This is a genomic window from Achromobacter sp. (assembly GCF_032102605.1).
GTDB lineage: Bacteria > Pseudomonadota > Gammaproteobacteria > Burkholderiales > Burkholderiaceae_B > Achromobacter.
In genome coordinates this window covers 313,481-325,918 of the sequence record NZ_DAMDGT010000001.1, presented here as the reverse complement: position 1 = coordinate 325,918, position 12,438 = coordinate 313,481, and the positions used below count along the sequence as shown (strand labels likewise).

The 12,438-nt window shown below is 66.7% G+C and carries 12 protein-coding genes; 7 read left to right on the top strand and 5 right to left on the bottom strand.

The features are described 5' to 3' along the window. The first annotated feature begins 28 nt into the window (after positions 1-28). Complete coding sequence (locus RT614_RS01540) at positions 29-1,315, top strand: LLM class flavin-dependent oxidoreductase (RefSeq protein ID WP_313619797.1); 1,287 nt, start codon at positions 29-31, stop codon at positions 1,313-1,315. Between the two features lie 62 nt (positions 1,316-1,377). On the opposite strand, the gene RT614_RS01535 is transcribed toward RT614_RS01540, so the two are convergent. Further along, the gene (locus tag RT614_RS01535) at positions 1,378-1,557 is read right to left on the bottom strand and encodes a hypothetical protein (RefSeq protein WP_313619796.1); all 180 of its coding nucleotides are present in this window, start codon (positions 1,555-1,557) and stop codon (positions 1,378-1,380) included. Between the two features lie 258 nt (positions 1,558-1,815). Here RT614_RS01535 and RT614_RS01530 point away from each other — a divergent pair, with 258 nt between their 5' ends. Then, positions 1,816-2,451 carry a TetR/AcrR family transcriptional regulator gene (locus RT614_RS01530; protein ID WP_313619795.1) on the top strand — a complete coding sequence of 212 codons (636 nt, stop codon included), beginning with the start codon at positions 1,816-1,818 and terminating at the stop codon, positions 2,449-2,451. Positions 2,452-2,454: 3 nt separating this feature from the next. Here RT614_RS01530 and RT614_RS01525 read toward each other — a convergent pair whose 3' ends face one another. The 3 genes from RT614_RS01525 to RT614_RS01515 form a co-directional block, all read right to left on the bottom strand. After that, entirely contained in the window at positions 2,455-3,138 is a 684-nt protein-coding gene (locus RT614_RS01525; RefSeq protein WP_313619794.1) for a MarC family NAAT transporter, read from the bottom strand. Between the two features lie 187 nt (positions 3,139-3,325). Continuing rightward, positions 3,326-4,708, bottom strand: a complete 1,383-nt coding sequence (locus RT614_RS01520) for an amidase (protein WP_313619792.1) — start codon at positions 4,706-4,708, stop codon at positions 3,326-3,328. Beyond that, positions 4,705-6,054, bottom strand: a complete 1,350-nt coding sequence (locus RT614_RS01515; RefSeq protein WP_313619791.1) for an MFS transporter — start codon at positions 6,052-6,054, stop codon at positions 4,705-4,707. The genes RT614_RS01520 and RT614_RS01515 overlap by 4 nt, the downstream gene beginning before the upstream one ends. 142 nt (positions 6,055-6,196) lie before the next feature. On the opposite strand from RT614_RS01515, the gene RT614_RS01510 reads away from it, so the two are divergent. After that, positions 6,197-7,240 carry a LacI family DNA-binding transcriptional regulator gene (locus RT614_RS01510; protein WP_313619789.1) on the top strand — a complete coding sequence of 348 codons (1,044 nt, stop codon included), beginning with the start codon at positions 6,197-6,199 and terminating at the stop codon, positions 7,238-7,240. A 25-nt stretch (positions 7,241-7,265) separates the two neighbouring features. Here the strand turns inward: RT614_RS01510 and RT614_RS01505 are convergent, their stop codons facing one another. Next, positions 7,266-8,366: an MFS transporter gene (locus RT614_RS01505; RefSeq protein ID WP_313619787.1), complete on the bottom strand. Its 1,101-nt coding sequence runs from the start codon at positions 8,364-8,366 to the stop codon at positions 7,266-7,268. Between RT614_RS01505 and RT614_RS01500 the strand changes: the two genes are divergently transcribed. The 4 genes from RT614_RS01500 (at position 8,359) to hutG (ending at position 12,430) form a co-directional block, all read left to right on the top strand. After that, positions 8,359-8,682: a LysR substrate-binding domain-containing protein gene (locus RT614_RS01500; RefSeq protein ID WP_313619786.1), complete on the top strand. Its 324-nt coding sequence runs from the start codon at positions 8,359-8,361 to the stop codon at positions 8,680-8,682. The two genes, RT614_RS01505 and RT614_RS01500, sit on opposite strands and share 8 nt — an antisense overlap. Before the next feature lie 152 nt (positions 8,683-8,834). Continuing rightward, on the top strand, positions 8,835-9,281 hold the full coding sequence (locus RT614_RS01495; RefSeq protein WP_313619785.1) for a type III secretion system chaperone: 447 nt from the start codon (positions 8,835-8,837) through the stop codon (positions 9,279-9,281). A gap of 10 nt (positions 9,282-9,291) precedes the next feature. After that, entirely contained in the window at positions 9,292-11,481 is a 2,190-nt protein-coding gene (locus RT614_RS01490; RefSeq protein WP_313619784.1) for a DUF4135 domain-containing protein, read from the top strand. A 145-nt stretch (positions 11,482-11,626) separates the two neighbouring features. After that, on the top strand, positions 11,627-12,430 hold the full coding sequence (gene hutG / locus RT614_RS01485) for an N-formylglutamate deformylase (RefSeq protein WP_313619783.1): 804 nt from the start codon (positions 11,627-11,629) through the stop codon (positions 12,428-12,430). The last annotated feature ends 8 nt before the right edge of the window (positions 12,431-12,438 follow it).

Genomic DNA, 12,438 nt, shown 5'->3' with positions numbered 1-12,438 from the left:
CCGATGACGCAACGACGAGCTGATCGCCATGATGCACCTGAACCTCTTCATATTCGGCTGCGGCCACCACCGTGCGGCCTGGCGCCATCCGGACTCGGCGGCCGAGCGTCTGGGCGACATCAGCTACTACGAGGAACTGGCCCGCACGGCCGAACGCGGCAAGCTCGACGCCATTTTCTTTGCCGACGGGCAGTCGATGGACAACATCGGCGACGGGCCGCGCTGGTACCTGGAACCCCTGACCACGATGGCGGCAATCGCGCGCGCCACCACGCGCATCGGCCTGATCAGCACGGTTTCCAGCACGTTCTTCACGCCGTTCCACGCCGCGCGCATGGTCGCGTCGCTGGACCACATCTCGAGCGGGCGCATGGGCTGGAACGTGGTGACGTCCATGTTCGACGCCGAGGCGCGCAATCACGGTTACGAAGCCATGCCGGACCACGACTGGCGCTATGCGCGCGCGGAAGAGTTCGTCGACGTGGCGCTGCGGTTGTTCGATTCCTGGGAGGACGATGCGCTGGCCATCGACCGCGACGGCTTCTTTGGCGTGCCCGACCGGGTGCACAAGATCCATCACCATGGCGAGCATTTCCTGGTGGATGGACCCTTGACCGTGCCCCGTCCCCCGCAGGGCCACCCGGTTCTATTCCAGGCCGGCGCCTCGGACCAGGGCCGCGACCTGGCGGCCCGGCGCGCCGAGGCCATCTACGCCGTCGCCTATGATCTCCCGGCCGCGCAAGCCTATTACCGCGACATCAAGCAGCGCGCGCTTGCCGCCGGCCGCGACGCGTTCGTGCCCATCATGCCGGGGCTGGTTACCTACGTGGGTTCGACAGACGCTGAGGCCCGAGCCAAGCAGCGCGAGCTGGACGAGCTGTTGCCCAGCGATGCCTCGCTGCGGCAGTTGGGCATGTTCGTCCTGCAGGACTGCACCGGGTGGGAACTGGATGCGCCGGTGCCGCCCCTGCCCCCCTTGGCCGAATTCACCGGCCCGAAAGGACGCTACGCAACTATCCTGCGCATCATCGAAACGGAGCAACCTACCGTGCGCCAGCTGCTGGGGCGGCTGGCCGCAGGTGGCGGACACTGCACGATGGTGGGCACGCCCGAAGGAATCGCGGACCGCATGGAGCACTGGTTCCGGAACGAAGGCGCCGACGGCTTCAACCTGATGCCCCCGTCGCTGCCGGGCGGCATCGACGATTTCGTGGAGCAGGTGATCCCCGTGCTTCAGAAGCGCGGCCTGTTTCGCAGCGAATACGAGCACAGCACGCTGCGCGGCCATCTGGGCCTGGAACGGCCGAAGCGCTGAAAGGCTGGGGGTGGACGCGCGCAGATGCGCCTGCCGACCGTGCAGATTTTGTGGCGACCGACTTAGACGGTTTGGGTGAGCGGCTGGCGCTCTTCGGTGTGGACGACCGGCTTGGCAGCGGGCCGAGGCCTTCTGGCCCGGGTGGCGATCCAGTCGTAGACCCTGACGCCCGGCTGGTGCATCAGCGCCGTGCCCAACATGACGAACAAAAGTCCCAGAGTCAGCAGCAGCCAGAACATCATGACGCGCTCCCGGCGAAACCGGCGAAGCTTCCGCAAGCTGCCAAGCGATCCGCCCAGATGGACAACCGGTGGCGGAACGCCGCAAGCGGCTTGAGGAGGTATTCAGTCATGGTGTGGCGCACAGAAAACGCAATCGCACAGCCATTGCCTAGCAGCTGCGCGACGAAGAAACAATAGTGTAATGTACTCTACATTACGGAATTGCGATGCCGTAACATCTCCGGGGAGAAGAAAAATCAACACCTGGAGAGGGACTAGGTGAACGATCACCCCGAATCGACGCCGCGCGCACTGACCAGCAAAGGCGAGGCGCGACGCCTGCGCCTGCTTGAAGCCGCGACCCAGTCACTGCTGGAACAGGGTTACGCGCAGACGTCCATCCAGCATGTTGTGCGGCAAGCCGGCGGATCGGCGGCCACGGCCTATCAGTTGTTCGGCAACAAGGAAGGCATGCTGGCGGCCGTACTGCAGCATGAATTGGACAAGATGCACGCGGCGGTGTTTCCCGACGCCCTGCCCGACCAGCCCGTCGGCCCTGCCCTGCACGACCTGGCCGTGCGGCTGCTGACGTACGCGGTCCACCCCAATTCGGTTGCGCTGCACCGGTTGCTGGTGGCCGAATGCCACCGCATGCCGCAACTGGCGGCGTCGTTACAGCGCGCGGTGGACAAGCAGGTCCACGGACCGCTGGAACAATGCCTGCAACACGCCTGCGACCGCGGAGAACTGAAGATCGACGATCTGCGCCAGGCCGCGCTGACATTGGGCAACATGATCAACGGCATCGCGTTCCACGCCCGCCTGGAAGGCGGCTACGCCAGCGGGCCACCCGCGGGCCTGCTGGCCACGTGCCGCTATGGGGTGAACATGCTGCTGGTTGCCTACGCGGTGTAGTGTCTACAGGTTGGGATATTTTTCGACGATTTCCAGCACGCCGTTGATGACGAACTGCACGCCCATGCACACCAGCAAAAATCCCATGACACGGGAAATGGCCTCTACGCCGCTTTTGCCGATCACGGCCACGATGCGGCCCGCCCAATGCAGGCAGACCCAGAACAGCAGCCCCAGCAAGGCAAAGACAATGACGGGCGTCACGGCCACGACCCAGCGCGCATAGTCGGGAGCGATGGCGGAATCCACCGAGGCCGCGCTGCTGATGATCATGGCAATCGTGCCTGGCCCGGCGGTGCCCGGCAGCGCCAGGGGCACGAACGCGATGTTGGGGCTTGGCCGTTCCAGGGCGTCGGCCGCCGCCTCGGCCCCCAGTGCGTGGGGATGGTCCGACGGGAACAGCATGCTGAAGCCGATGGTGGCCACGATCAGCCCTCCCGCGATGCGCAGCCCCGGGATCGAGATGCCGAAGGTGTGCATGAGCAGCGCGCCGGCGTAATACGTGACAAGCATGATGCCGACCACATAGAAGGCTGCCTGCGTCACTTGCCGCTGCCGCTCTTTGAACGGGATCTGCTGGCCGAGCGACAGCAGCAGGGTCATCGAGGTCAGCGGATTGGCCAGCGGCAGCATCAGCGCCAGGCCCAGGGAGGTCAGCTTGACCAGCTGGATCAATTCATCGGTCATGAAGGCTCGCTAGAGTGGGAGCGGCCGGCGCCCGGACTGTGAGTTCACGTCCGAAGCACCGGGCTGGGCTCGGCTGGCCAAGCGCGGCCGGTCACGTGCGACCGGCCTGGTGCACCTGACCAGCCTCAGCCAGCCAGACGCGGCCGGCGGGTCGCGCAATGCACTCTACCTTACCAAGCTTTCCTGCTCAGTTCCCCGGCGCTTGCCAGCGGCTGGCGGCCAGCGCCAGCAACGCTTCGTCAGAGCCGGCCGCGGCGACCAGTTGCAAGCCGACGGGCATGCCATTCACCCACCCGGCTGGCAGGGTGATGGCGGGCAGGCCCAGCACGTTCCAGGGATTGGTCAGGCCCAGCAGGGTTTCGCGCACGCCGGCGCTGCCCGGTCCCGCAACGCTGCGCTGCTGCAGCGCGGGCGCGGTGATGGCGACGGTGGGCAGCGCCAGCACGTCGATGTCCCGGAAAAGGCGCGCGAACTCGTCCTGCAGGCGCGCCCTTTCCTTCAGTGCGCGCACGTACTCCCAGCCCAGCACGCCGCGCGACGCGCGCAGGCGCTCCAGCACCTCGGGATCGAATTTCGCGGGCTCGTTTTCGACGCGCTCGGCATGGACCTCGTAGGCTTCGGCGCGCTGGATGGCGCCCAGCGCGCTTTGCAGCGCCCGGGCGTGGCGGGTGACGTCGGACGCTTCGCGCAGCGGGCCGCCGGCCAGGCGCTCGGCAGCCGCGCGCGCACACGCCGTGACCGCCGAATCGTCGATGGCGAATGGCGCGTTCGGCACCCAGGCCACGCGCGGACCGTCCGTGCCGGCGGCCGCCGCCGGGGCAATGGCGCCCCCGCTCAGCGCCTGCATGAACCACTGGGCGTCCTGCACTGAGTTGGCCAGCACGCCGGCGTCTTCCAACGTGGTCGACAGCGGAAACACGCCCTCGGCCGCGACGCGGCCATGGGTGGGCTTGAATCCGACCAGGCCGCACAGCGCCGACGGAACGCGCACGGATCCGCCGGTGTCGGTGCCCAGGGCCACCGGCACCATGCCGGACGCCACGGCCGCGGCGCTGCCGGCGCTGGAGCCGCCGGTGATCTGGCTGGTCCGCCAGGGGTTGCGCGACGCCCCCTGCACGCTGCGGTCGCCGGTGGGACCGTAGGCGAATTCGTGCGTCAGCGTCTTGCCCACGACGATGGCGCCGGCCTCGCGCAGCAAGGCCACGCACCGCGCGTCCGCCGCCGGACGATGCCCCAGGAAATGAGCCGCGCCCATGGTGGTGGGCATGTCGGATGTGTCGACGTTGTCTTTGATGGCGACCGGAATGCCGTGCAGCGGCCCCCGGACTTTGCCTTGCGCCCGCTCGGCGTCCAGCTCGCGCGCGGCTTCAAGCGCGGCGCCGATATCGACGTGGACGAAGGCGTTCAACAGCGGATTGAGCCGCTCGATCGCGGCGCCCGCGTGGCGCACCAGATCTTGCGCGGTGAGGCCGCCCTCGGCCATGGCCTGTTGCAGTTCGTCGATGCCGCGGCCGCGGAAAAAACCCGGTTCTACGGCCAGCGCGCAGGCGGAAACACTGAGATCGGTCATTTGGCGGCTCCAGGTTGCAGCGCCGGGCGCTCGGGCATGCGGGGCCCGACGCCAGGACGCACCTGAAGCATAGCGAACATGCCGACCGCCGTGGCGACCGACGCGGCAACGAACATCACCGAATACCCATGGCGGGCCGTCAGGTAGCCGGTCAGCGTGGGCGCCAGGATGGACGCGATGTTGGCGAAAAAGTGCATCAGGCCGCTGAAAGTGCCCACGCGGCTGGACGGCGCGGTGTCGATCACGACGGCCCAGTACACGGAATTGGGCAAGGCATTCAGGGCATTGGCCAGCGTCATCAGCGCGATCACGGCGACGACCGACTGCGCCTGCGACACGAGCAGGAAGCACAGCGTGGTGGCCAGCAGGCAACCCGCCGCGAACCAGCTGCGGGCGATCTTCAGACTGCCCGTGCGCTTGAAAAGCACGTCCGATATGCGGCCGCCCAGCAGCACGGTGAAGCACGCGCCGATCCACGGAATCATGCCCATGTACCAGAGCGAGGACAGGCTGTAGCCGAAGTTGTCCTGCAGGTACTTGGGCGTCCAGGTCAGCAGCAGGAAGTTCACGTACATGAACGAGAAATAGCCCAGCGTATTGAGCACCAGCGTCTTGCTGCGGAAAAAGCTCCACCACGGCAGCACCGGCGCGTCGGGCGCCTGGGCCGCGGTGGCCGACTGCGCGCGCGACGCCTGGATTTCCGCCAGTTCCTGCGGGGAAACGCGGGGGTTGGTCTCGGGCCGGTCGGTGAAGATCCGCATGAAGAACACCAGGACGACGAGGCCCGCGCCGCCCAGCACGAAGAACATGGCGCGCCAGCTGTCGGTCAGCGTCAGCAGGCCCACGGCCACCGGCGCGGTCAGCAAGGCGCCGAGCGGCGTGCTCAACAGGCCGAAGCCGACCACGAAACCGCGTTCGCGGGTGGTGGCCCAGTTGGCGATGGTCTTGTTGATGATGGAATACGCAGGCCCTTCGGCTGCGCCGAACAGGATGCGGATGGTGGCGAAGCCCGCGAGCGCCGAGCCTCCCAGGAAGGCCAGGCCGAAATCCCCTGCCCAGGCCGTGGCGATCTCGAACAGGGACCAGGTGACGCCGGCCACGATCCAGACCTTGCGGGGGCCGTAACGGTCGGAGAGCATCCCGCCGAACAGGGCGCCGACCATGTAGCCGTAGCCGAAGTAGCCCAGCACCGAGCCCCATTCGCCCCGGTCCAGGCCGTATTCGCCGGTGATGTGCGCGGCGGCGTAGGACATGGCGCCGCGGTCGATGTAATTGATCAGCGCCAGCAGCACGACCATGGTGAAGATCCGGTACCGGAACCGGGAATTCTGGCTTTCAGTTGTCATTGCGTTTCGATCCAGTCGGTTTTACCCAAACGTTTGGGTTGCGCAATGCTAAGGGGTAAAAAGGCAAAGATCGAACCCGTGTAAACCCTAGGTTGCCGCCATGCGCCCTGCTGCGCTATTTCCGCGTGTATCCTCCAGCCCCATGAACAAAACGCGCCCTGTCACGCTGCAAAGCCTGGCGCGGCAGCTCGGTTTGAACGTTTCGACCGTGTCCCGGGTACTGAATGGCTCCGCAGACGACGCGCGCGGCGCCGCCGCCCCCGACACCGTGAAACGCATCCGGGCGCTTGCCGCCGAACTGCAGTATCAAACGAATCCTCATGCGGCCAGCCTGAAGACGCGCCGCAGCCGCACGATCGGCGTGCTGGTGCCCCGACTGTCGGACATGGTGCTGGCCACCATCTACGAAGGCATCGACGAAGCCGCGGCCGAACACGGCTACCTGACGTTCGTGTCCAACACGCAGGACGTGCCCGACAAGCAGCGCAAGCTCATCGAAATGGCGCTGGCGCGGCGCGTGGACGGCCTGATCCTGGGCGACGCGCACAGCGGACTGGCCGGCGCGCCGTCCAATCCCCTGCTGGACGAACTGGCGCAGCGCGACGTGCCTTTCGTGCTGGTCAGCCGGCACGCCGACAGCCATTGCGCGGTCACCTGCGACGACGTCGAAGGCGGCCGGCTGGCTGCGGAACACCTGCTGGCGATGGGCCACCGGCGCATCGCCATCATGATGGGCGAACCGTTCGCCAGCACCGGCCGCGACCGCTCCGAAGGCTTCCTGCGCCTTTGCGCGCAGCACGGCGTGCAGATTCCGCCGCATTGGCGCATCGAAAGCCCCTTCGACACCGACGCGGGCCGCGTGCTGGGCGCGCGCCTGCTGGACACGCCGGACCGCCCCACCGCCATCTTCGCGGTCAATGACTTTCTGGCCGTCGGCGTGATGGGCGCGGCTCGCGACCACGGACTGGAAGCGGGCCGCGACGTCGCCATTGTTGGCTACAACGACACGCCGCTGGCCGGCGCCCTGCCCATCGGCCTGACCACGATCCACTCGCCCATGCACCAGATGGGCCGGCTGGGATTGGAACTGCTGCTGCAGAAACTCGCCGGCGGCCAGCCAGCAAGCCAGCGGCTGGCGCCGTCGCTGGTGGTGCGCGGCAGCAGCGATCGCAGGATTCCTGGCTGAGAGGATGAGCGCGAAAGCGCCGGCCCTATCGAGTGGCCGGCCTGGCTCCCAATTCGCGCGCCAGCGCCAGCACGGGAAACGCCATCAGCACCGAGGCCAGCCAGAGATTCGCCCGCAGACCCAAGGCGTCGACGCTGGGCATGCCGAGCAACGATCCGGCGGCGATGCCCAGGTTGAACAGCGCGACGAACAGCGCCGTCACGGCTTCGATCGAATCCGGCGCGGCCCGCATCATCCAGTTCTGAAGCGCGACCGACACGCCACCGTAGGCCAGTCCCCACCCAAGCAGCAGCGCGGCGGCCGCCGTCTGCGCGTGCCCGGTCCCGCCCAGCGCCAGCAGAATCGCCAGCAGCGCCGCCGCAATGATTAGCAGCGTGGCGGAGGGCCGCCTTGCGGCCGCGCCTCCCGCCGCGAAGTTGCCGGCGACGCCCGCCATCCCATACGCAAACAACAGCGGCCCGATCCAGGATTCGCTGAATCCGGCGTGCGATTGAAGCAGTGGCCGCACGAAGGTGTACGCCATGAAATGGCCGGCCACGATGAGCGTGATGCCCAGTCCCAACCGTACACGCGGATTGGCAAGTTGCGACGCCAGGGCGCGAGCCGTCAGCGCGTGTTGCGCGAGCAACGGCGGCAAAGCCAGCGCGTTCAGCAGCAACACGCCCGCGCACAGGGCCGCCATCGCGACAAAGGCCGTGCGCCATCCGGCGAGTTCGCCGATGAACGCGCCCAGCGGCACACCCAGCACCGATGCCACGGCCACGCCGCCGAAAATGATCGACGTCGCCAGTCCCGCCTTGCCTTGCCGGACGAGCCTGCCGGCCAGTCCCCCCGCGATGGCCCAGATGCCGCCAATGCAGAACCCCACCAGCACCCGCGCCGCCAGGAACATCGGCATGGCCGGCGACCAGGCGCTGGCCAGGTTCGCACCCGTCAAAAGAGCAAGCAGCCCGCAGAGAATCACCCGGCGGCCCATGCGCCGGGATCCGATGACGACCAACGGCGCAAAAACCGCCGCCAGGATGGCCGGCACGAAGAGCGCCAAGCCGCCCATGCCCACAGAGACGTTCAGGTCGCCGGTGATGGGAACCAGAAGTCCCACCGGCAGCATTTCGGTAGTGACCACGCAGAAGGTGGCCAGCCCCACGGCGGCCACGCCGGCCGGCCCCCTCAGGATGGGCAACACCGAAGCCCTGCGCGATGCCGCGCTGGCGGGCGACGGCATCGTGCAGGTCGGCGCGTACCTGGTCGCAGACGATCTGCGCGCCGGCCGGCTTGTGCCCGTGCTGGAAGCCTGGGCTTTACCGGGCGCCCCCGTGTGCGCGGTGTATCCACACCGGCGGCATCTGACTCCCAAGGTGCGCGTACTGATCGACGACATCGCGGCGCGGTGGAGCGCAGGCGCGCCGTGGGGGCACTGCGCGCAACCGCCGCGCGGGTAGCACGTCGCTCATCGCCAACGCCTCCCGGCCGGCGCAAGACCCACCTTGGCTGAGACGCAGGGAACCCACGCGCTCCCGACGTTACTCACTGTCGACTGGCGCCCGCGTCCCGGGCGCGCCAAGGCGCCCCGGCGCCGTCCCAGGAGACGCGCATGAACCCTGCACAACGATTCGCCGAACTGCTGGCGGCATTGGCCTCGAAACTCGGGCTGGACGCCCTGTCCGCCGGTGAAAACGGCATCTGCACGCTGTTGATCGACGATACGCTGCCATTGAACATCGCCGTCGATGCGTCCGGGCGGGACCTGATCCTGTTCTCGCCCCTGAGCGAGCTGCCCGCCGCGCAACGCGTTGAATTCATGGCCCGCATGCTGCGCGCCAACGGCGCCGGCGCATCGATCTACACATTTGGCCTTGCGCCCGCGGGCGACGCCGCGTTGCTCAGCGCCCGTTACCCGATGGCGGACCTGGATGCGGCGTCACTGGAGCGCTCGGCCGACGAATTCGTAAGCGTCGCGGCACACTGGCGCGCCGTCCTTGCCGCCCCCGCCCCGTCGCAGGCCGGCCAGGCTTCGGGCAACGGCTGGCTGCAAGCCTGAGGAAACCGCCATGCCCATCGGACTTGGTAACTTCCAGAGCTTTGTCGACAACAATCCGCAGGCCGACCGCCTGGCCCTGAACGAAACGGCCGACCAACCGGGTGTGGAAAACGCCCGTTCGGGCAACATGCTCACCTGGGCTATCAAGGTGATCGGCGAGTACACCCCCTGGCAGTGGAACGCCGTGACGGCGCAGAACAACGACGCGATCACCGCTTTCCGGGACGCCCTCAGCGCCGAATACGGCAACGCGGCCCTCGATCATGCGCCAGCCAGCAACACTGGGCAGCCGCTCACGTCGCGCCACATCAACGCCGCCGTCCATGGCGCCAAGGCTGCCATCTACGAAGCGGCAATCAAGCCCGATGCCTCCGCCGCAGAGCGCAAGACGGCCCTGGACACCATCATGCGCGGCGTCGCGCTGACGCCGGGACCGCTGGGCCCGATGATGAGTGCGGAGGTGGGCGAGGCGCTGCTCGACCTGTTGCCCACCGTGATGCCCCTGGACGGAACACCCAGGCTGGATTTGATCGGCAAACTGGGCACGCAGCTCGTGGCCAGGATGGAAGATCACCTGGCGCGGGCTCTCGACGCCTACGCTGACCGGAAAGACTTGAGCGTCGAGGCCCTTATAGCCAAGCTGAGCGCGGGAGAAAGCCCGATGCTCGAGCTTGCAAAACGGGTGCCCGCCATGCGCGCGCATCTGGACGCCGATATCCAGGGATTCAAGACCAGCATCGAAACCCTGCTTGGCCGTGTCGGCGCCGACCACGTCGGCATTGGCGCGCGATTCCTTGCAGGCCGGTTTTCGGACGGCCCCGACGCCGGCCTGTTGACGGACATCCAGCTGACCAATAGCGATCCGCACAAAGGTGGCAACCGCGTTGCGATCCTGAGCTTCGAGGCGGGACTGACCGTGGTGTACAAGCCCCGCGACGTGCGGATCGACGACGCCATCAGCGGCTCGGACCGGGGCTCCAAAGGCCCCAGCCTGATGCAGCAGGCTGGCGCGACCAGCGTCTACAAGTTCATGCCCAAGTCGGACAGCGGCGGCGATTACGGTTATGTCCAGCACCTGCCCAATCGCGAGGCCGCCAACCATGTCGTGGAAGGGTCCCGCGCACCCGCCATGTTCCAGGACCTGGGGCGGGCAGTGGCGGCGCTGATGGTCTCCGGCGCCACCGACATCCATCACGAAAACATGATGGTCAGCAATGGAAGCATCTACTTCACCGACCTTGAGTTCGCGCTGAACGCCGATGTGATGGGCAAATTCGGGAAACTGCTGACCTCGCAACCGCCGGCGCAGCCAAAGCAGGCGGAGCAGCCGACGAATGCGGATGAAGTCCCCGAGCCGCTGCAGGGATCTCGTGAACTCAAGTCACTGATGACCGCGATCATGCTGGATCAGGCGTTTACCTCGGCCACCGACGACAATGTGTTGCACGCGCGGCGCACATTCGAAAACGGCCAGTTGAAGGAGGCCTCCGCATTCCAGGATGTTCCTGAGAGCCTGCTTATCGTTCATTCATCCAAGGGGGAGTACGTGAACAACCGGTATACGCCCGATCTCCCCAATCGCCCGTTCTACGAAGCCTTTGGACCGGCATTTGGCGAAGGACTGGCCAGCGGCCTGGCCGCTCTCAAGAAAAAAGACAGCCTGACGACGTTCCTGAACGACGTCCAGGGCCTGAACATGAGATATCACCCGCTTTCGACGACCACGCAGCGCAGCATCCTGCAGAGCGTTTTCGAGCAGGATTACCATCCAGCGGAGATCGGCGACCATGCCAAGGCGCTGGACGGCATGCGCGCCACCCTGCGAGGCGTGAGGGGCATTGTCGACGACGAGGCCAAGCGCGAGTTGCTGGCGTCGACAATGGAAGCCGCCTACGAGAAGCACGACATTCCCTACTACAGCCGCAAGATCGGCGATACGGCCCTGCTTCCCGACGGCCAGGTCAGCGACAAGCCTGGCTGCGCCGGATTCTTCCCCGCAGACATCGATGCTCATGCGGACCAATTGAACAACACCCTGCAGAACACGCCGGACTCAAAACTCAAGGCCATCGGGGAGGACGCCGGCCGCTGGCTGTCCTCGCAGACTCCGAGCCAGGAATTTGCCATGTCGCTGGTATCCCCCCAGGAATGCGACGACATGATCCAAACGGCGACGAAGGTACGGCCCATGCATCGTTGACGCCGGCTTTTTGCATCAGAAATCTTGATTCTCAATATCCACTAAACTGATGCAAAACCGGCAGCGGGCCGCGTTGCCTAGCATTACAACGCCCGCCGTCCGCGGCTTTTCCGCGGCGCACTGCCTTCGTTACCCGGAGTTCCCCTTGAGCGACATCTACCATTTCAGCCGCGGCACCGCGCCGCTGCTGATCTCCATTCCTCATCTTGGCAGCCAGATTCCCGATGCCCAGCGCGCGCAGATGACGCCGCTCGCCCTTCAGTCCGGCGACACGGACTGGCATCTGGACACGCTGTACCAGTTTGCGCTGGCGCTGGGCGCGTCCGTGATCGGCGCGCGCTATTCGCGCTATGTCGTGGACCTGAATCGTCCGCCCAACGACGAAAGCCTTTACCCCGGGCAGACCAAGACCGGCCTGTGTCCCACCCAGACGTTCCGCGGCGATGCGCTGTACCAGAACGACGCCGTGCTCACGGACGACGAGCGCGCGCACCGCCTGCAGGCGTACTGGCAGCCCTATCACGCCAAGCTGCGCGAAGAACTGGACCGCATCAAGGCCGAGCACGGCACCGTGCTGCTGTGGGAAGCGCATTCGATCGCCAGCGTGCTGCCCCGCCTGTTCGAGGGCAAGCTGCCGGACCTGAACATCGGCACGTCCGACGGCGCCGCCTGCGCGCCCGACATCCTGGCCGCCGTGCAGGCCCGCCTGGATGACTGCAAGGACTACACCTGGGCCGTGAACGGTCGCTTCAAGGGCGGCTACATCACACGCCATTACGGCTCGCCGGCCGACAACGTCCACGCCATCCAGCTTGAAATGTGCCAGTCCACCTACATGGATGAAAAGCATCCGTACGCCTATCGTCCCGACCTGGCCGGCAAGGTGATTCCGGTGGTCGACGCAATGGTGACGGCCGCGCTGCGCCAGACCACCCGGCGCCAGCGCTGACATTCCCC